General features: G+C 57.5%; 24 protein-coding genes. 8 read left to right on the forward strand and 16 right to left on the reverse strand.

What is annotated here, in order from left to right; all coding sequences use genetic code 11:
* Positions 1-118: 118 nt before the first annotated feature.
* A complete protein-coding gene (locus tag J8Z22_RS18200) occupies positions 119-1,177 on the forward strand; it encodes a CNNM domain-containing protein (RefSeq protein ID WP_028114557.1) in 1,059 nt (352 codons plus the stop codon).
* 60 nt (positions 1,178-1,237) lie between these two features.
* On the opposite strand, the gene ndk is transcribed toward J8Z22_RS18200, so the two are convergent.
* The 14 genes from ndk to trmJ all read right to left on the reverse strand — a co-directional run bounded on the left by ndk (position 1,238) and on the right by trmJ (position 11,491).
* A complete protein-coding gene (ndk, locus tag J8Z22_RS18205; protein ID WP_028114556.1) occupies positions 1,238-1,669 on the reverse strand; it encodes a nucleoside-diphosphate kinase in 432 nt (143 codons plus the stop codon).
* A gap of 111 nt (positions 1,670-1,780) precedes the next feature.
* Entirely contained in the window at positions 1,781-2,212 is a 432-nt protein-coding gene (locus J8Z22_RS18210) for a hypothetical protein (RefSeq protein WP_156897117.1), read from the reverse strand.
* Positions 2,213-2,560: 348 nt separating this feature from the next.
* Positions 2,561-3,670 (reverse strand): hydrogenase nickel incorporation protein HypB, encoded by a 1,110-nt coding sequence (gene hypB / locus J8Z22_RS18215; RefSeq protein ID WP_252007396.1) that lies wholly within the window; start codon positions 3,668-3,670, stop codon positions 2,561-2,563.
* Positions 3,671-3,672: 2 nt separating this feature from the next.
* On the reverse strand, positions 3,673-4,014 hold the full coding sequence (hypA, locus tag J8Z22_RS18220) for a hydrogenase maturation nickel metallochaperone HypA (protein ID WP_028114554.1): 342 nt from the start codon (positions 4,012-4,014) through the stop codon (positions 3,673-3,675).
* Positions 4,015-4,222: 208 nt separating this feature from the next.
* Positions 4,223-4,423: a Fe-S cluster assembly protein IscX gene (gene iscX / locus J8Z22_RS18225; RefSeq protein ID WP_028114553.1), complete on the reverse strand. Its 201-nt coding sequence runs from the start codon at positions 4,421-4,423 to the stop codon at positions 4,223-4,225.
* A gap of 29 nt (positions 4,424-4,452) precedes the next feature.
* Positions 4,453-4,791, reverse strand: coding sequence for an ISC system 2Fe-2S type ferredoxin (fdx, locus tag J8Z22_RS18230; protein WP_028114552.1), 339 nt, complete (start codon positions 4,789-4,791; stop codon positions 4,453-4,455).
* A gap of 8 nt (positions 4,792-4,799) precedes the next feature.
* A complete protein-coding gene (hscA, locus tag J8Z22_RS18235) occupies positions 4,800-6,650 on the reverse strand; it encodes a Fe-S protein assembly chaperone HscA (RefSeq protein WP_252007398.1) in 1,851 nt (616 codons plus the stop codon).
* Positions 6,651-6,668: 18 nt separating this feature from the next.
* Positions 6,669-7,184, reverse strand: coding sequence for a co-chaperone HscB (gene hscB / locus J8Z22_RS18240; RefSeq protein WP_028114550.1), 516 nt, complete (start codon positions 7,182-7,184; stop codon positions 6,669-6,671).
* Between the two features lie 63 nt (positions 7,185-7,247).
* A complete protein-coding gene (iscA, locus tag J8Z22_RS18245) occupies positions 7,248-7,571 on the reverse strand; it encodes an iron-sulfur cluster assembly protein IscA (RefSeq protein WP_028114549.1) in 324 nt (107 codons plus the stop codon).
* Between the two features lie 14 nt (positions 7,572-7,585).
* The gene (gene iscU / locus J8Z22_RS18250) at positions 7,586-7,969 is read right to left on the reverse strand and encodes a Fe-S cluster assembly scaffold IscU (RefSeq protein ID WP_028114548.1); all 384 of its coding nucleotides are present in this window, start codon (positions 7,967-7,969) and stop codon (positions 7,586-7,588) included.
* Between the two features lie 63 nt (positions 7,970-8,032).
* A complete protein-coding gene (locus tag J8Z22_RS18255) occupies positions 8,033-9,247 on the reverse strand; it encodes an IscS subfamily cysteine desulfurase (RefSeq protein WP_028114547.1) in 1,215 nt (404 codons plus the stop codon).
* Between the two features lie 76 nt (positions 9,248-9,323).
* Entirely contained in the window at positions 9,324-9,782 is a 459-nt protein-coding gene (gene iscR / locus J8Z22_RS18260) for a Fe-S cluster assembly transcriptional regulator IscR (RefSeq protein WP_028114546.1), read from the reverse strand.
* A 153-nt stretch (positions 9,783-9,935) separates the two neighbouring features.
* On the reverse strand, positions 9,936-10,751 hold the full coding sequence (cysE, locus tag J8Z22_RS18265) for a serine O-acetyltransferase (RefSeq protein WP_028114545.1): 816 nt from the start codon (positions 10,749-10,751) through the stop codon (positions 9,936-9,938).
* 8 nt (positions 10,752-10,759) lie between these two features.
* Entirely contained in the window at positions 10,760-11,491 is a 732-nt protein-coding gene (gene trmJ / locus J8Z22_RS18270) for a tRNA (cytosine(32)/uridine(32)-2'-O)-methyltransferase TrmJ (protein ID WP_252007399.1), read from the reverse strand.
* A gap of 159 nt (positions 11,492-11,650) precedes the next feature.
* On the opposite strand from trmJ, the gene suhB reads away from it, so the two are divergent.
* From suhB to arsJ, 4 genes are all read left to right on the forward strand, one after another.
* Entirely contained in the window at positions 11,651-12,454 is an 804-nt protein-coding gene (gene suhB / locus J8Z22_RS18275) for an inositol-1-monophosphatase (RefSeq protein WP_028114543.1), read from the forward strand.
* Between the two features lie 342 nt (positions 12,455-12,796).
* Positions 12,797-13,141, forward strand: coding sequence for a metalloregulator ArsR/SmtB family transcription factor (locus tag J8Z22_RS18280; protein ID WP_084144549.1), 345 nt, complete (start codon positions 12,797-12,799; stop codon positions 13,139-13,141).
* Between the two features lie 16 nt (positions 13,142-13,157).
* Entirely contained in the window at positions 13,158-14,162 is a 1,005-nt protein-coding gene (locus tag J8Z22_RS18285; RefSeq protein WP_252007400.1) for an ArsJ-associated glyceraldehyde-3-phosphate dehydrogenase, read from the forward strand.
* Positions 14,162-15,364: an organoarsenical effux MFS transporter ArsJ gene (gene arsJ / locus J8Z22_RS18290; RefSeq protein WP_028114540.1), complete on the forward strand. Its 1,203-nt coding sequence runs from the start codon at positions 14,162-14,164 to the stop codon at positions 15,362-15,364. The genes J8Z22_RS18285 and arsJ overlap by 1 nt, the downstream gene beginning before the upstream one ends.
* Before the next feature lie 11 nt (positions 15,365-15,375).
* Here the strand turns inward: arsJ and J8Z22_RS18295 are convergent, their stop codons facing one another.
* Positions 15,376-16,146 carry a hypothetical protein gene (locus tag J8Z22_RS18295; RefSeq protein ID WP_252007401.1) on the reverse strand — a complete coding sequence of 257 codons (771 nt, stop codon included), beginning with the start codon at positions 16,144-16,146 and terminating at the stop codon, positions 15,376-15,378.
* A gap of 169 nt (positions 16,147-16,315) precedes the next feature.
* Here J8Z22_RS18295 and J8Z22_RS18300 point away from each other — a divergent pair, with 169 nt between their 5' ends.
* Positions 16,316-16,726 carry a phosphate-starvation-inducible protein PsiE gene (locus tag J8Z22_RS18300; protein ID WP_028114538.1) on the forward strand — a complete coding sequence of 137 codons (411 nt, stop codon included), beginning with the start codon at positions 16,316-16,318 and terminating at the stop codon, positions 16,724-16,726.
* A gap of 45 nt (positions 16,727-16,771) precedes the next feature.
* On the opposite strand, the gene J8Z22_RS18305 is transcribed toward J8Z22_RS18300, so the two are convergent.
* Positions 16,772-17,014: a YecH family metal-binding protein gene (locus J8Z22_RS18305; protein ID WP_028114537.1), complete on the reverse strand. Its 243-nt coding sequence runs from the start codon at positions 17,012-17,014 to the stop codon at positions 16,772-16,774.
* A gap of 110 nt (positions 17,015-17,124) precedes the next feature.
* Here J8Z22_RS18305 and J8Z22_RS18310 point away from each other — a divergent pair, with 110 nt between their 5' ends.
* A complete protein-coding gene (locus J8Z22_RS18310; RefSeq protein ID WP_028114536.1) occupies positions 17,125-18,804 on the forward strand; it encodes a sensor histidine kinase in 1,680 nt (559 codons plus the stop codon).
* Positions 18,797-19,510 (forward strand): two-component system response regulator BtsR, encoded by a 714-nt coding sequence (btsR, locus tag J8Z22_RS18315; RefSeq protein WP_028114535.1) that lies wholly within the window; start codon positions 18,797-18,799, stop codon positions 19,508-19,510. The genes J8Z22_RS18310 and btsR overlap by 8 nt, the downstream gene beginning before the upstream one ends.
* Positions 19,511-19,513: the final 3 nt, after the last annotated feature.

The following is a 19,513-nucleotide window of genomic DNA, read 5'->3' on the forward strand; positions in this document are numbered from 1 at the left end:
TGTACAGGGTAAGCCAGTGTAAAGTCTACCACAGCCCACGTCAGGCGGGATTCAGGTGCGTCGGCCGCCGTTCATGCTAAACTAGCGGCACACTTCTTATATTGTCTGAATTTACTCAATGTTTCTGTTAGTCACATACATTCTGGCTGCCATCGGCGTTTCCTTTGTCTGTAGCGTCTTTGAAGCCGCGTTGTTGAGTGTCACCCCCAGTTACATCGCCAACCTGAAAAACTCCAACCCCAAGGCGGCCGCCCGCCTTGAGGCCCAGAAAGAGGATGTCGAGGCGCCACTGGTGGCGATTCTGACCCTCAACACCATCGCCCACACCGCCGGAGCCGCCGGGGCCGGCGCCCAGGCCGCCAAGGTGTTTGGCGATAACATGCTGGGGCTGTTTTCGGCGGTCCTGACCCTGGCGATTCTGTTCTTTTCCGAGATCATCCCCAAGACCCTGGGTGCCAACTACTGGCGCTCGCTGGCGCCCTCAGTCTCGTTGGCGCTGAACTGGATGGTAACTCTGACCAAGCCACTGGTGTGGATCTCACTCAAGGTCACTCGCCTGATGGGCAAGGGCGAACAGGGCCACTACATTCGAGCAGAGATGTCGGCCATGGCCGACGTAGGCCACCAATCCGGTGAACTGGATGAAAAAGAATCCAGTATTATGAAGCAGTTGCTTAACGCCCGAAATGTGCCGGTCACCGCGGTAATGACGCCGCGAACCGTGATTCACTCCGCCAGCCAGCACACCACCCTGCACGAGTTTGTCAGCAGCGAGGGCGGCATGCACTTTACCCGGATTCCGGTGCACGATGAGGATCGCGACGACATCGTCGGCTACGTTCACCGTGCCGAGGTACTGTTGGCAGAAAAGAGCAGCCCGGACAAGCCGTTGCGCTCACTGAAAAAGCCCATCCTGGTGTTGCCGGAAGGCACTAAACTGATGGCGGTGTTTGAGCAACTGCTGAAGCGCCACACCCAAATTGCCATCGTGGTGGATGAATATGGCAGCGTGCTGGGTATCGTCACCATGGAGGACATCATCGAGTCACTGCTGGGGCTGGAGATCGTCGACATGACCGATCCCGCTGCCGACATGCAGGTGGTGGCACGCATGCTGTGGGAACAGCGCAAGAAGAAGCGCGGCATCGAACTGAGTGACAACGACTCTGAGGAGTAGGGGTCACCGAAACAAAAAAAGCGCCCCGAGGGCGCTTTTTTTTATTCTGCGAGCAACCGCTTAACGGGTGCGTGGGCAGATCTCTTCCTGAGTGAAGAAGTACGCGATTTCACGCTCGGCAGACGCAACCGCGTCGGAGCCGTGAACGGCGTTTTCATCAATGGAATTCGCGAAGTCGCTACGCAGAGTACCGCGAGCCGCTTCGGCAGGGTTGGTGGCACCCATGATTTCACGGTTGGCCAGAACGGCGTTTTCGCCTTCCAGGCACTGAACCATGATAGGACCGGAAGTCATGAACTCAACCAGTGCGCCAAAGAAAGGACGCTCTTTGTGCTCGGCGTAGAAACCCTCGGCCTGCTCCTGGCTCAGGTGAACCATTTTAGAAGCGATGATCTTCAGACCGGCGCTTTCGAAACGGCTGTAGATGGCACCGATCAGGTTTTTGGCAACGGCATCGGGCTTAACGATGGAAAAAGTGCGTTCAATCGCCATTTTTCTCTCCATATTTAGGGTTGTTATATAATTTGGCGCGGATTATATGCTAACCCGCGCCAAAAATCCCGACTTAAATCACACCAAGGCCCAAATTCAGCCTTGCGAAGATCACGTTTTACACAGGTATTTGACCCCGATCCACAGCCGATGGTCATCGCAGCAACGGCGCATGCGAGTGACAAAGCCTAAGCCATTGCCGATCTCCATCGCCTCGTGCAGCGCTTCGGCGGAGTCCTGCTGTTGCTGAGGAATCGCCAGCAGCAAGCGGCCACATTTGGCCAGCAGACGCCAGCTGAATTGAATCTCGCGCGCCATGTCACTGCCAGACTCGGTGGTGGCACCCAGCCACACGACCGCCTGATAATCGACGCTGCGCACCGCCGGTCCGCGCACCAACACCTGTACCGACGGCAGATCGGCGTACTGTTGTTTCAACATGGCGGACTTCATGACGTGATCGGTCAGGATGTCGATCTCACCCGGTTCGCCGACCTGCTGTGCCAGCATGCGAACGAAGACTTCATCACATGGGGAGATCACCAGCACTCGTTCACCTCGTTTGAGTGCCAGCTTGCGTAGAATAAATTTGTATTTCCACTCAGGAAACGCATCATCCGAAACTGCTGGATGAGAAACTAGAGAGGGAGTTTTGCGGACTTCTTGTTGCATTGTTATTTTCCGCCCCGAATTATTGGTTTAGTGTCGCTCGGTTTGACCTTGTTCAGCGATTAGACAACATACTGCTTTAGTGGTTAAAAAAACAACCCCTTTTTGCCGTCATTGTGACATAGCGACCGATTGTTTTCTGAACTGTATTTTTCTCCGAAAAGAGCTGCAGGTGGGGTAAAAATGAGAGAGCCGACCCACTTTCGCGGATCGGCTGCGAGTTTATTTACGCTGTGACTGTAACCAGTCTATCCACTCCGGCACCCCTTCACCTGTGGTAGCCGACACGCAGATCACCTCGATGTCCGGGTTCACTTTACGGGCATTGTCGATGCATAACTGCACATCGAATTTCAGGTGCGGCAGCAGGTCCACCTTGTTCACCAACATCAACGAAGACGCCGCAAACATGTCTGGGTACTTCAGTGGTTTGTCTTCCCCTTCGGTCACCGACAGAATGGCAATCTTGTGGCGCTCGCCCAGATCAAAACCGGCCGGGCACACCAGGTTGCCCACGTTCTCAATGAAGATCAGATCCCCCCCATCCAGCTCTAACCGCTCGCAGGCGCTGGCAATCATGGCCGCATCCAGGTGGCAGCCCTTACCGGTGTTCACCTGAATGGCACGGACCCCGGTTTCACGGATGCGATCGGCGTCATTGGCGGTTTCCTGATCGCCTTCGATGACCACCACCTTGTCGGCAGCCAGGCGGCGACAGGTTTCGGTCAGCAAGGTCGTCTTACCTGAGCCCGGGCTGGACACCAGGTTCACGACCAACTGCTTGTTCATGGCGAACTTGAGGCGGTTCTCCTGGGCAATGGCGTCGTTCTTGCCGAGGATGTCCTGTTCAATCTGTACCATGCGCGACTGGCTCATGCCCGGAGCATGGGCATGGGCCGGGCCCTGACCATAATGGAGGTTGTCGCCTTGGCGCTGAGGCGAAAACTGGGTAGGAGCCGCAGTTGCGGTCGCCACCGGGGCCGGCGTGCTGACCTGTGGCTGTGGCAGTGCATCGGCGCTGACATGGTAGTGGTAATGGTGCACCACATCGCCCTGGTGGTGATAGTGGTGATGTACCTGGGTGATGCGTTCCTGAGCGTCATGGCCGTGGTCATGTGAATGACCGTGACTGTGGCCATGTTGATGGGCATGACCATGGGAATGACCATGCTCGTGATCATGGGAGTGGCCGTGAGAATGACCATGCTCATGAGAATGATCATGGGAATGGCCGTGAGAATGACCATGCTCATGGGGGTGGTCATGATCGTGGTGATGATGGCCCCCTTCAATTTTAACGTTGCCTTCCGCGCATCCGCATACTGTGCACATACTTACTCTACCTCTAAGGATTTGACCCGCATTTGTGTTCCGTCCACCACCTGCAATGAGAAGCCTCCGCATCTCGGGCAGGGGTCACCGCGCTTCTGCAACGGCACCTGAACAGAGCAATCGAAACAATACGCCAACCCGGGAACCGGTTCTATGGTCAGCGCACAGCCCTCGGCCAGGGTGTCCCGAGTAATGACATCAAAACTGAATCGCAGCGACTCCAGCTCCACACCAGCCAGTTCGCCTACTGCCAGGCACACTTCGGTAACCCGTGAAAAATTCTGTTTCTTGGCTTCATTTTCCAGAATCTGAACGATCCCTTCCGCCAGTGACATCTCGTGCATAGTCCGTTTCCATTGTGCCCGCTTCGGGCGGGTGACGCCTAAGGTGATTCTGCCGTTTCCGGCCGGTCTGGCCATCTTACTCAGGAAGGGGGAGTCGAAACTTTGTTCTCTATCATAAAAATTAAAAAAAGGTCATAACCGCTCGCGCCACGGCGTTCAGGCACAAAAAAGCGGAGCCCGTGGCTCCGCTTTTTCTGGCGTCGACGGCTTACTCCGCCTCGTCGATCCAGGCTTGCTGAATCGCTTCCAGAATCTTCTCATTGCAGTGATCCGGGTCATCGCTAAAGCCGTCCAGCTCCAGCACCCACTGACGCAGCTCGGTAAACCTCAGCTGAGTCGGGTCCACATCCGGCCGTGCGTCACACAGCTCGATGGCGATGTCCTGAACGTCGATCCACTTCAATTCCATCAGAGTCACTCCTTGTTCACAGAGACGGATCAGTGATTTTCGCTGACCTGGTTGATGGTATAACGAGGAATGTCGACCACCAAATCCTCGTCTTCCACCTTAGCCTGGCAGGAAAGACGAGATTCCGGCTCCAGCCCCCAGGCTTTATCCAGCATATCGTCTTCCAGCTCGTCGCTCTCCTCCAGTGAATCGAAGCCCTCGCGAACCACGACATGGCAGGTGGTGCAGGCGCAGGACTTCTCACAGGCATGCTCAATCTCGATGCCGTTACGAAGCGCCACGTCCAGAATGGTTTCACCACTCTCGGCCTGGGCTTCCAGCCCCTGGGGGCAATGCTCTTCACTGGGTAGAAAAATAATCTTTGGCATAGTAAACCTTATACGTTATCAACCGATTGCCCCGACAGCGCGCGACGGATCGACAGATCCATGCGGCGGGCAGCAAATTCGGCACTGGCCTTATCCAGGGCATCGATGGCGTCTTTAATCGACTGGCCATCGGTTCCTTCACATAACTGTTGCAACTGTTCCATCCGCGTCTCCAGCGCCTGCTGGTCCGGCTGACGCAGCAACTCGGCACCGTCTGCTGCCAGGGCGGCACTCAGGCTTTCGATAACCCGCTGGGCTTCGATGCGCTGCTCGGTCAGCATCCGCAGTTCGATGTCTTCTTTGGCGTGGGTCATCGACTCGGTCAGCATGCGGGTAATCTCGCCTTCGCTGAGACCAAACGACGGCTTCACCTGAATCGAGGTCTGGACACCGGAGGTTTTCTCCTGCGCCGTCACCGACAACAGGCCATCGGCATCGACCTGGAAGGTCACCCGAATCACCGCCGTGCCCGCCGCCATCGGTGGAATCCCCTGCAGCACAAACCGCGCCAGAGAGCGGCAATCCGCCACCATCTCCCGCTCGCCCTGCACCACGTGAATCGCCATCGCCGACTGACCGTCTTTAAAGGTGGTGAACTCCTGCGCCCGCGCCACAGGAATGGTGGTATTACGGGGAATCACTTTTTCAGTCAGCCCGCCCATGGTCTCCAACCCCAGAGACAGCGGCGCCACGTCCAACAGCAGCATGTCGGAATCGGGCTTATTGCCCACCAGGATGTCGGCCTGAATCGAAGCACCGATGGCCACCACCCGGTCCGGGTCGATGCTGGTCAGTGGCGGACGCTCAAAGAACTCGCCCACCAGATCGCGCACCATCGGCACTCGGGTAGAACCGCCGACCATCACCACCTCCAGCACCTCGTCACGCTCGAGGCCGGCATCACGCAGGCTGCGGCGACACGCCATCAGGGTTCGCTTCACCAACGGCGCAATCAGGTCGTTAAATTGAGTCCGGCTTACCTCACCCTGCCAATCACCCACGGAGGCCGTTACCACCGCGGCATCGGTCAGGGCTTCTTTAACCCGACAGGCCTCGCTTTGCAGCTGTCGACGCAGACTGGCGTCGGCATCGACGATGCCGGCCCGCTCACTCAGGTGGTCCGCCAGCAGGTGGTCGAAATCATCGCCGCCCAGGGCCGAGTCGCCACCGGTGGCCAGCACCTCAAACACGCCCTGGTTCAGCCTGAGAATCGAGATGTCGAAAGTGCCGCCACCGAGGTCATACACCGCGATCACCCCCTCCTGGCCGGAATCCAGGCCATAAGCAATGGCGGCGGCAGTAGGTTCATTCAGCAGTCGGAGTACCTTGATGCCCACCAGTTCGGCGGCGTCCTTGGTGCCCTGACGCTGGGCGTCATCAAAATAAGCCGGTACGGTAATCACCGCCCCCTGCAGGGCACCACCAAGGGTGGCTTCGGCCCGGGCAATCAGCGGCTTGAGCACTTCCGAGGACACCTGAACCGGATTGACGCGGCCGCCACGGGTGACAAACAGCGGCAACTGGTTGTCGGACGCCTCCAACTGGTATGGCAGGCTGGGGTAGCGGCTCTGCACGTCCTCCAGCGACCGCCCCATAAAGCGTTTCACCGACACGATGGTGTTATGAGGATCGGCACTGGCCTGCTCAAACGCCTCGGCCCCCACCTCGACGCCCTCGTCCAGGTAGCGAACCACCGACGGCATACCATGACGCCCGGCGTCGTCGGCCAGGGTTTGGGCTTGGCCGCTGCGCACGGCCGCCACCAGTGAATTGGTGGTCCCTAAATCTATGCCCACCGCCAGCTTGTGTTGGTGGGGAGCGGCCATCTGGCCTGGTTCAGCAATTTGAAGTAACGCCATAAGTTTTGATGTGGAGCGCTAGGCCAACAACCGGTCTTCCAGTTGCGCCAGCTCCTCCTCCAGCTTTTTCATGAATTTTAGTTTCCGCACCGAATCGGCAGCGTCCTGCCATTGCCGAGCCTGCAGTTGATCGATCATCAACTGCATCATGGTACGGGTCTGGCGAGTCAACTCATCAGCAAAATCCATTGCCGCCGCTTCCACATCTGAAGCGGTCTCAATCTCTTCCAGCGATTCCCGCAGCATCATCTGCTGCATCAGGAAGCCGGTGTCCTTAATGGTCTGAGTCTCACCCTGAAGTGCCACGCCATTGAGCGACAGCAGATACTGTGCTCGCGCAACGGGTTGTTTCAGGGTTTGGAAGGCGTCGTTGATTTCGGCGGCCTTTTGCACCGCAAGCAACTTGTCGCGCTCGGAGGCATCGGCAAAATTATCGGGGTGAACGGCGCGCTGCAGCTCTCGATAACGGCCGCTTAAGGCAGTAACGTCCACCTGGAACGCTACCGGAAGGTCGAACAACTCGAAGTAGTTCATCAATATCCCTTATACCCACAAGGCACCGCGGCGATCCCATCGCCAGCGGTGCCCCGATGGATATCAAACAGTAAAGCTCTCTCCGCAGCCACATTCGCCCTGGGCATTGGGGTTATTGAATTTGAAGCCTTCGTTCAGCCCCTCTTTGACGAAGTCCAGTTCGACACCATCGAGGTGAATCAGGCTCTTGGCATCAATAATGACGTTGACGCCCTTATCCTCAAACACTTCGTCATCGGGATTGAGATCATCAACAAACTCAATGACGTAAGCCAGACCGGAGCAACCCGAGGTTTTCAGTCCCAACCTCAGCCCAATACCACGGCCGCGATTGGTCAGAAACTGCTTCACCCGTTCGGCCGCAGCCTCGGTCATAGAGATGGCCATATCGACTCCTGCTACTACTTGTCTTGCTTGCTGTTGTAATCGGCGATGGCCGCTTTAATCGCGTCCTCGGCCAGAATCGAACAGTGGATTTTCACCGGTGGCAACGCCAGCTCTTCAGCGATTTCGGTGTTTTTAATGGCCGCCGCTTCGTCCAGCGTCTTGCCTTTCACCCACTCGGTGATCAGCGAGCTGGAGGCGATGGCACTGCCGCACCCGTAGGTCTTGAACTTGGCGTCTTCGATCACACCTTCGTCATCGATTTTCAGCTGCAGCTTCATTACGTCGCCACACGCCGGGGCACCAACCATGCCGGTTGCCACGCTGGGATCGTTCTTGTCAAAAGCACCAACGTTGCGGGGGTTTTCGTAGTGTTCGATAACCTTTTCACTGTATGCCATGATTACGCTCCAATTTCCAAATCTTGTCGAAGTGGGGCCACCAAGGGGCGACCCTCATTATTATTAATGGGCAGCCCATTCCACCTGGGACAGGTCAACGCCGTCTTTGAACATGTCCCACAGCGGTGACATTTCGCGCAGCTTCTCGATCGCGCCGCGAATCTTGCCGATGGCGTGGTCAATCTCCTCCTCGGTAGTAAAACGACCGATGGAGAAACGGATGGAGCTGTGTGCCAACTCATCACTCATGCCCAAGGCACGCAGCACGTAGCTGGGTTCCAGGCTGGCAGAGGTACAGGCCGAACCAGACGATACCGCCAGGTCGCTGAGCGCCATCATCAGGGATTCACCTTCAACGTAGTTGAAGCTGATGTTGAGGTTGGACACCAGGCGCTGTTCCTGATCGCCGTTGATGTACACCTCTTCGATGTCTTTAATGCCGTCGAGCAGACGGTCACGCAGCGCACGCAAGCGCTCCGATTCGGCGCCCATCTCCTCTTTGGCGATGCGACAGGCTTCACCCAGCCCCACCAATTGATGGGTTGCCAGGGTGCCGGAACGCATACCGCGCTCATGACCACCGCCGTGCATCTGCGCCTCGAGGCGAACCCGCGGCTTACGACGCACATACAGGGCGCCAATGCCCTTAGGGCCGTACATCTTGTGGGCGGAGATGGAGATCAGATCCACCTTCATCGCCTTAACGTCGATGGGCAGCTTACCGGCGCTCTGAGCCGCATCCACGTGCAACAGAATGCCCTTGCTGCGACACAGCTCGCCAATGGCGGCGATGTCATGAATGACGCCAATTTCGTTGTTCACGTGCATGATGGAGACCAGGGTGGTGTCATCACGCATGGCCGCTTCGAATCGCTCCAGCGGAATGATGCCGTTGCTGTCCGGATCCAGATAGGTCACTTCAAACCCTTCGCGCTCCAGCTGACGGCAGGTATCCAGCACCGCTTTGTGCTCGGTTTTGCTGGTGATGATGTGCTTGCCTTTTTTCTGATAAAAGTGGGCAACGCCCTTGATGGCAAGGTTATCGGATTCGGTAGCACCGGAAGTAAATACGATTTCGCGAGGATCGGCATTAAGCAGATCCGCCACCTGGTTACGGGCCACGTCTACCGCTTCTTCGGCCTGCCAGCCAAATTTGTGTGAGCGAGACGCTGGGTTGCCGTACATCCCTTCGGTGGTGAGATACTGAACCATCTTCTCAGCGACACGAGGGTCAACAGGGGTGGTTGCAGAGTAATCAAAATAGATCGGAAGTTTCATTACCTTCTCCGACTTGAGCCGACCAAAACATGGTGCCGGCGGTTAGTTACAACATGGCGAAAATCGCCAAAAACCGTTATTGAGCGTGTGCTTTGGCTTGTTGTTGCTCTTGACGTACGGATACCACCTTTACGTCATGATTTGACATCAAGTCAGCCAGGCTGATGCCATTTAAAAATCCGGCAATGCGGTCGCTGAGGTCGCCCCACAATGAGTGAGTCAGACAACGGGCACCGCTTTGGCAATTGCTCAGGCCATTGCAGCGAGTGGCGTCCACGGACTCATCCACGGCATGCACCACCATGCCAACGGCAATGTCGGCGGCATCCTGACCGAGGAGGTAGCCACCGCCCGGGCCCCGGACACTGCTGACCAGACCATTTTTGCGAAGTTTTGCAAACAGCTGCTCCAGGTACGACAATGAAATACCTTGTCGTTCCGAGATGTCTGCCAATGGCACCGGCCCCTCGGAGGAGTGCAGCGCCACATCTAAAATGGCAGTGACCGCGTAGCGGCCTTTGGATGTTAATCTCATAGCCCGTCCCTTAATTGCAACACCACCACTATACCATATACCCGAGTAATTTACTCAAGTATTATTTTGGTGCAGCTAACCGGGTATTTCGATTAACAAAATGGAATACCCCAGCAGGTAGCTGGGGCATTTAACCTTATTCAGCACTGGGATTCAAATACCTGGATCAAATCTTTCGTGCTCTTTACGGCGACTGTCGGCCGCTTCCTGCTCCGCATCGACGAAGGCAGTCACATTCAACTCGGGCAACTGGCTGATTTCAACACTGCAGCCCTGCTCCTTAAGCGCTTGACATATCTCGCTCATACGGGCGTCGATAAGGTGCATGTGATCGAGCATGGAGCCAATGGCACTGGCCACTGGGTCCGGATTATCAGGCGAAACCGCGTAGGCATCGAAGCCGTATTTTTTTGCCAAATGTGTGCGCCGGTGCTCTTTTTCGCGCTCCGCCTTGCTGATCACGGTACGAGCGGGGATGCCGGTAACGGTGTTGCCCGGCTCCACCGGCTTGACCACCACCGAGTTGGATCCGACGCGAGCGCCTTCGCCGATCTCCAGCGGCCCGAGAATCTTGGCGCCGGCCCCCACCACCACATTGTTGTGCAGCGTCGGGTGACGTTTACCGGCATTCCAACTGGTGCCCCCCAGAGTCACCCCGTGGTACAGGGTCACGTCATCGCCAATCTCGGCAGTTTCACCGATCACCACCCCCATGCCGTGGTCGATGAAAAAGCGACGGCCAATGCGGGCACCCGGGTGAATCTCCACCCCGGTGGCCCAACGGGAAAACGTCGACAACAACCGTGCCGACAACCGCCAGTTACGACACCAGAGCTTATGGGAGATTCGATGCAGCCAGATCGCCTGCATGCCAGGGTAGTTGGTCAGGATCTCAAAGGCACTGTTGGCCGCCGGATCGCGGTGATAGATAGAGGCGATGTCCTCTTTCAGCCGTGCTCGTATTCCCATCTGCTGCATTACTCTTTCTCGGTTGTCTTGCGGGTCTTATCTATAGATGTGAGGATGCCGCGCAGAATATTCAACTCCTGCGCCTCGGGTCGGCATCGATTAAACAAACGCCGGAGTTTGGCCATTACCTGCCCGGGATGATTGGCCTTGATAAAGCCGGTACCACTCAGAGTAGACTCCAGGTGGCGATAGAACCCCTCCAACTGCTCCCCATTCGGATACTCCAGCGGCTCTTGCTGGGGGGCCTCGGCCAGGCTCAGGTGCTTCATTCGAATCTCGTAGCACACCAACTGCACCGCCTGCGCCAGGTTCAGACTGCTGTATTCCGGATTGGCAGGAATGCAGACATGAAAATGACACAGCTGCAACTCTTCATTGGACAGGCCGTGATTTTCCCGGCCAAACACCAATGCCACCGGGCCGGTCTGCGCTTCCACCGCCAACTTCTCCCCCGCCTGACGCGCATCCAGCAACGGCCAATCCAGCCCTCGACGGCGGGCCGAGGTGCCGATCACCAGGCTACAGTCGGCAGTCGCCTGCTCCAGGGTGTCGACAGTGGTCAAGTTTTGCAGCACGTCGGTGGCGCCAGCAGCCAGGGCTACCGATTTGCCATCGGGCTCCACCCGGGGCGCCACCAGCACCAACTGAGACAACCCCATGGTCTTCATGGCCCGCGCAGTCGAGCCGATATTGCCCGGGTGGGAGGTGCCCACCAGAACGATGCGGATATTTTCGAGCATCCGATTGATAACTTAGATAAACAAAACAGACGAATATGCTAACACAGGGGACTGAGCAGCCTTAGAACGAATTCCTGCTTTTATATACATTTCAACTCTGGTAAAATCCGCGCCCCAAACCATACTGGTTTCCGTTCTTTTACATCCAGGGGTATCGATATGCATCCGATGCTAAACATCGCCGTACGCGCAGCGCGTGCCGGCGGCAAGGTCATTGCTCACGCGTTTGCCGAGCAAGACAAGATTGAAGCAGAAATGAAAGGCGACAACGATTTCGTGACCAACGTAGATCGTGACGCAGAAGCAGCCATCATCGCCACCATTCATAAGTCCTACCCACACCACACCGTCATCGGTGAAGAGTGCGGTACGGTTCGTGGTGATCATGATGAGTTTCAATGGATTATCGACCCGCTGGATGGCACCACCAATTTCGTCAAAGGCATTCCGCACTTTGCCGTATCCATCGCCCTGCAGATCAAAGGCCGCATCGAGCATGCCGTGGTCTTCGATCCAATCCGCAATGAGTTGTTCAGCGCCTCCCGTGGCGCCGGTGCCCAGCTAAACGGCTACCGCATTCGCACCACGGCCGCCCGCAGCCTGCGTGGCACCGTGATCGAAACCGGCTTCCCGTTTAAGGCTCGCCAGCACACCGAAAGCTACATGAACATCTTTGCCGACGTCTTTGCCGAAGTCGCCGACCTGCGTCGCGCCGGCTCTGCCGCCCTGGATCTGGCTTACGTCGCCGCCGGTCGTGCCGATGGCTTCTTCGAGATTGGCCTCAAGCCCTGGGACATCGCCGCGGGTGATCTGCTGGTTAAAGAGGCCGGTGGCCTGGTCAGTGACTTCACCGGTGGCCACAGCTACATGAAGAGTGGCAACATCGTTGCCGGCGCTCCTAAGGTCACTGCCGGCCTGCTGAGCGCCATGCGCCCTCACCTGAATGAGGCGCTGAAGCGCTAATACGGGTTCGGAACCAGAAAAATGGGAGCTTCGGCTCCTATTTTTTTACCTTTCTGACGCCAATTGACGACTGCATTTTCACATTTATTGTTTTTTTATTCACTTATATCAGTAACTTATAATAAAAGCTTCCAATTCCAATCTGAGGCATAACCCACAAAGATGAAAATTAACTGCATAGATGAGAACGAATTACATCCACTCGGTATTGTGATTTCGATTCGGCCATGGCAGTAATGGCAGGTCAATGTTCATCTATGACATTTTTATCACAATGTAAGATTCACTATTGCATTATCATTCAACCCAGTTAATATACGCATATCCAGATATGAGGTCCCCGTGAACCCACACCAATTTTTTAAACTGCTGAGCGATGAAACCCGCTTGCGCTGCGTACTGCTTCTTGCCCGCCAGGGTGAGTTGTGCGTTTGTGAGCTGGTTGCCGCGACGGAGGAGAGCCAACCCAAGATCTCCCGCCATTTGGCGACCCTGCGCAGCCATGGGCTGCTGAAAGACCGTCGTCAGGGGCAGTGGGTGTTCTATTCCGTCAGCCAGGATCATCCCGGCTGGCTCAGGAATATCGTTGAGGCACTGGGAAACTCAAACTGTCTGGCCGAAACTTATCAAGCCGACGTACAACGACTTGAACAGATGAGTGAACGACCGGAGCGATGCTGCTCCTAAGCAACATAGAGAGGCGATGATGATCCGAATTGGCATAAACGGGTTTGGCCGCATGGGCCGACTGACACTGCGTACCGCACTGCAACGCCAGATGCCGGTCCAGATAGTGCACGTCAATGATCCGGCTGCCGATGCCGCCACCATGGCACATCTGCTGGAGTTTGACTCGGTGCACGGCCACTGGGACGCCGACATCCAGGCCACGGATCACAGCATCACCGCTCAGGGTCAAACCTTTGGCTACAGCAGCCAGCGCGACATCGACGACGTCGACTGGTCCGGCTGTGATCTGGTGATCGAAGCCAGCGGTAAATTTAAGACTCGGGATCAGCTGGATCGTTATCTGGCCCAAGGAGTGAAGCGGGTGGTGGTTACCGCTCCGGTGAAAGACGCCTCGGTATTGAATGTGGTGGTTGGGGTCAACGACCAACTGTTCGATCCACAGGCGCACCCCATTGTCACCGCCGCCTCCTGCACCACCAACTGCCTGGCACCGGTGGTCAAGGTGATTCATCAGCAATTGGGCATCGAGCGTGGCAGCATCACCACCATCCATGACATCACCAACACCCAATCGATACTGGACCAGCCGCATCAGGATCTGCGCCGGGCCAGAGCCAGCGGCCAGAGCCTGATTCCCACCACGACCGGCTCCGCCAAGGCGATCACGCAAATCTTCCCGGAGCTGACCGGAAAGCTGAATGGCCATGCCATTCGAGTTCCTCTGGCCAATGCCTCCATCACCGACTGTGTGTTTGAAGTGGCCCGGGACACCGACGCCGACGAGGTCAATGCCCTGCTCAAGCAAGCCGCCGACGGCGAACTGGCCGGGGTACTGGGCTTTGAAACCCGGCCACTGGTCTCCGTCGATTACAAGACCGATGCCCGCTCCAGCATCGTCGATGCCCCCTCCACCATGGTGGTCGACAAGCGCATGGTGAAGATCTATGCCTGGTACGACAACGAATGGGGTTACGTCAACCGCACCATCGAGCTGGCGGTTAAAGTAGGCCAGGCCTGATGTCTGCCGCTCTGCGGCAGTACCTGCTGATCACCGCCAACTACTGGGCCTTTACCCTCACCGACGGTGCCCTGAGAATGCTGGTGGTGTTGTACTTCTATCAGTTGGGCTACAGCGGTTTCGCCCTGGCATCGCTGTTTCTGTTCTACGAAATCTTTGGCATCGTCACCAACCTGGCAGGCGGCTACCTGGGCGCCCGCCTGGGGCTGAACCGTACCATGCAAATCGGCATGGTACTTCAGGTCGGCGCCCTGGGCATGCTGGCGCTGCCCGAGCCACAGCTGAGCCTGCTGTGGGTCATGGCGGCTCAGGGCCTGTCGGGTATTGCCAAAGACCTCAACAAGATGAGCGCCAAGAGTGGCGTCAAGATTCTGCTGCCCCAGCAGCAGCAAGGCCGGCTGTACCACTATGTGGCCCTGCTGACCGGTTCAAAAAACGCCCTCAAGGGGGTCGGCTTCTTTTTAGGCGGAATGCTGCTGTCACTATTGGGGTTTCAGCACGCGGTGCTGGCCATGGCCGCGGCACTGCTGCTGGTGATGTGCCTCACTCAGATGGGTCTGACTCAGGAGCTGGGCAAGAGCAACGCCAAACCCAAATTCAGCCAGCTGTTTGCCAACAGCCGCGGCATCAATGTGCTGTCCGCTGCGCGGTTGTTCCTGTTTGGCGCCCGCGACGTCTGGTTTGTCATCGCCCTGCCGGTATTTATGGCGGCGGAGCTGGACTGGAGTCAACGTCAGATAGGCGCCTTTATGGCGGTATGGATCATCGGCTACGGCCTGATTCAGGGGCTGGCTCCGAAGCTCACCGGCCGCCCCAGCGGCGCCCGCGGCCCTTGCCTGAGCTGGTTGGCACCGCTGGCGCTGTCGCCGTTGCTGATCGTCTGGGGTCTGAGTCAACACTGGCCTGTGGCCGAGACCGTGGTCGCCGGACTGCTGCTGTTTGGGGCCCTGTTTGCCATCAACAGCTCGCTGCACTCCTACCTGATTCTGGCCCTGAGCCGTGAAGAGGGCGTGTCTCTGGATGTGGGCTTCTATTACATGGCCAACGCCAGCGGTCGTCTGTTAGGAACCCTGCTGTCCGGCGCCCTGTATCAGTTAGGCGGACTGACGCCTTGCTTGCTGGTATCCAGCCTGATGCTGGCCCTGACCTGGCTCATCAGCCTGATGTTGCCACGCACCCTGCCCGGCGGCCAGCACGCCTGACCGCCGTCGCCTCAGCGACGGCGTTGCCATTTCAGATACAACCACAGGTAGGCGGTGGCGGCGGCGAAAGACACCAGGGTGCCCCAGCCCACCCCCAATGCCGGGTAGCTCACCGACACACTCAATCCGTATACGATCAAACTGCCCACCCCAAACGGGTAGTGCTTGGCCAGCACCATCACTGGGCGATTGCCGTACGCCAACTGCAGCAGCAACATCAATGGGAACAGGGTCACCGGGAACGCCGCCATGACGCCTGCCAGACTCTGAGGCAACCAGTGCGCTAAGGCGGTAATGCAAATGACGATCGCCGCCGCCAGCAACGCCCGGCCCCAGACCATCATCGGTCCCGGCTTGACCGCCACAAACTCCGGTTCGGCCACGTCACGGGTGGCGCGGATCGACAGCAAAGCCACCGCCGTGGCCACCAGGGCACCGGCGGCCCCCAGCGCCGGCAGGCTCTGAGCCAGTAGCGCCAGGGCTACCAAGGCCAGCACCGCCACCCACATCGGCCGCCAACTTTGTGGCTCGCAGCCTCTGGCGGTCAGGGTATACACCAGACAGTAGCCGGTGGTCGCCGCCAGCCCCAACAAGCCGTACAGGGCCGCGTCGGCCGCATAGCCGGCGCCGTGTTCGATGCCATAAAAAAACAACACAATCGCGGTGCCCAACGGGTAACCGGACAGCACCCCGGCCAGCTTAGGGCCGGTGCGTTCGGCGATCCACGCCAACCCCACCACAGCCACCACGGCGGCGATTATTTTTGCTATTAATAACATCATCTTAACGTCTACTTCTTAATGAACGCATGGGCAGGAAAGCCGCTTAGCATAGCAGCATAGAGGATGATGCCAAACCCCAGTTGTGAAACAGATCACATTGATTAGCATGGAGATTTATTTATGGAAGGATACACTGTAGGGAACGCACTTATTCCGGGACCGCCCCACCATGCATCAGCTTTATAAACGCTTCGGCCTGCCCACCATCAGCCTGCTTGAACACGCCATCCTGATGATCATCACCATCGCCACCCTGGTGGCCATCGGTCAGGAGATCGTCACCATGATCGCCAACCGTCATGTGGCCCTGGCGGATCTGCTGCTGCTGTTCATCTACCTGGAAGTCCTGGCCATGGTGGCCGGCTACGCCGCCGAAGGGCAACTGCCGGTACGCATGCCAATCTACATCGCCATCGTCGCCCTGGCTCGCTACCTGATTCTGGACATGAAAGCGATGGACGACTGGCGAGTGCTGACGGTGTCGGCATCGGCGCTGATGCTGGCCGCCACCGTGGTGGTGATTAAGTTTGGCCAGACCTACTTCAGCGGAGAAAACAACGAGTCCCGGGCTCCCAAATAGCAAAAAGGAGGCTAGCGCCTCCTTTTTTTGTTGCTGCAGCCCGCCTTAGTGGCTGCACATGTTGCCGCGATTCAGGGCGTAACCCTCACCTTCGGTGGCGATTTTTTCCATCTTTACAAAGAAAGTCAGAATCTGTTCAATACTCTGATCCGACAGGCGGCAAGTATGAAAACGAGCCTCGGCACCGAACTGACTGACGGCCAGATCTTCAATCTGAGGCAGGGTTAACGGCTTGTCCTGTTCGCCAATAAGGTTGAGAAGTTCGTGTGCGTGGATAGACTCGGTCATGTGGGTTCTCCTAAAACTGAAGATTCATATTATATACACCTTTGGTGAATGAACTTTGATCTACCCCCAATTTCGATGCAATTGAGACAAGCATGATTTCACTGGAAGCGCTGGAACTGATCCTCAACCTGACGCAGCAGATGTCGCTGTATCTGGTGATCGCCTACATCTTCACCAAAACCCCGGTGTTCCGCCCTCTGGTGACCCTGTCCCACCGGCTGCCGCACCGACTGATGCTGTACGTGGTGTTCAGTTGCTTCTGCATTCTCGGCACCTACTTCGGCGAGCAAACCAATGGTGCCATCGCCAACACTCGGGCCATGGGGGCGGTACTGGCCGGGCTGCTCGGTGGACCACTGACCGGCTTCGCCGTGGGCCTGACCGGCGGGCTGCACCGATACAGCCTCGGCGGCTTTACCGACGTGGCCTGCGCCATCTCCACCACCTGTGAGGGCCTGTCTGCCGGACTGGTGCATGCCTACCTGATTCGACGCGGCCGAATGAGCCAACTGTTCCGTCCCGGCCTGGTGGCCATGGTGGCCTTCTGGGCAGAAGTGATGCAGATGCTGATCATCCTGATGGTGGCGCGGCCGTTGCCCGAGGCCTGGGCGCTGGTGAAGATCATCGCCCCACCGATGTTATTGGTGAACACCGTCGGGGCCGCCATGTTCATGAGCATGCTCAGAGATCAGCGCGCCATGGTCGAAAAGATGTCATCGGCCTTCTCCACCAAGGCGCTGAAGATCGCCGAGCGCACCGTCGGCATCCTCAGCCAGGGATTTAACCCCTCCAGCACCAAGCAGGTGGCCCGCATCATCTACGAAGAGACCCAGGTTGGGGCCGTGGCCATCACCGATCGCCACAAGTTGCTGGCCTTCATCGGCATCGGCTCCGATCACCACCTGCCGGACACCCCCATCTCCTCCTCCATTACCGAGGAGGCGATTCGACACAACCAGGTGATGTTTGCCGATGGCCTGGAGCTGAAATACACCTGCTCGTTGTCCCCTAACTGCCCCCTGGGGTCCAGTCTGGTGATTCCGCTGCGGGGAGAAAATGAGGTCATCGGCACCATTAAGCTGTACGAGGCCAAGAATAAGCTGTTTCTCAACATCAACCGCACCCTGGGAGAAGGGATCGCCAAACTGCTGTCCAACCAGATTCTGCACGGCCGCTATCAGCACCAGAGCAACCTGCTGACCCAGGCGGAACTGAAACTGTTGCAGGCCCAGGTCAATCCCCACTTCCTGTTTAACGCCCTCAATACCGTGGCCGCCGTGACCCGCAGCGACGCCAACCGGGCCCGAGAGCTGATTCAGAATCTGGCCACCTTCCTGCGTGGCAACCTCAAACGCGGTACCGGTGAGGTCAGCCTCAGCGACGAATTGCAACACATCGACGCCTACCTGGAGATTGAGCAGGCCCGCTTTGGCGATCGCCTCAGTGTGACCCGTGACATCGACCAGCAGGCCCTGCACCTGAAGCTGCCCACCTTTACTCTGCAGCCGCTGGTGGAAAATGCGGTCAAGCACGGCGTTGCCCACCTGTTTGAGCCGGGCCGAATCCGCCTCAGTGCCCGCATTGACCAGCAGCAGTTGCTGCTGACGGTCGAGGACAACGCCGGCGCCTACCAGCCCAAACCCGAAGGCGATGGCCTGGGCATGAGCCTGGTGGATAAACGCATCAAGGCCCAATATGGCCGCCCCTTTGGCATCAGTGTCGAATGCCAGCCTCAGCAATTCACCAGGGTGACCGTCACCCTGCCAGCCGTGGACGCACTCAATGATTAAGACCCTGTTGATTGACGACGAGCCCCTGGCCCGGGAAGAGCTTGCCAGCCTGCTGGCCCCGTTTGACGACATCGTCATCGCCGCCCAGTGCAGCAACGCCATCGAAGGCATTGCCGCCATTCATAAGCACAAGCCGGACCTGGTGTTTCTGGACATCGCCATGCCACGCATCACCGGCATGGAGATGCTAGCGATGTTGGACCCGGACACTCAGCCCAAGGTGGTGTTCGTCACCGCCTACGACGAGTATGCCGTGAAGGCATTTGAAAATAACGCCTTTGACTACCTGCTCAAACCCATTGAAGTGCCACGACTGGCCACCTGCATCGACCGAATCCGTAAGGCTCACGCCCCCCAGGATCTCAGTGCCATCACCCCTCAGGCGCTGTCTCTGGTGCCCTGTTATTCGGGCAATGTCCTGAAAGTGCTTAAGGTGGATGACGTGGAATATGCCTACTCGGATCTCGGTGGCGTGCACGTGGCCACCGATGCCGAGGTGATCCACACCCAGCTGACCCTCAAGGTGCTGGAAAGCCGAACCCCGCTGCTGCGCTGCCATCGCCAATATCTGATCAACCCCGCCGCCATCGCCGAGATCGAGGTGCAGGATGGCGGTAATGCGGAAATCATCACCCGCGGCGGTCAAACCCTGCCGGTGAGCCGCCGTTACCTGAAAGCACTGAAACAGACCCTGGGATTTTATTAATTG

The organism is Ferrimonas sp. SCSIO 43195, assembly GCF_023716685.1.
Classification (GTDB): domain Bacteria; phylum Pseudomonadota; class Gammaproteobacteria; order Enterobacterales; family Shewanellaceae; genus Ferrimonas; species Ferrimonas kyonanensis.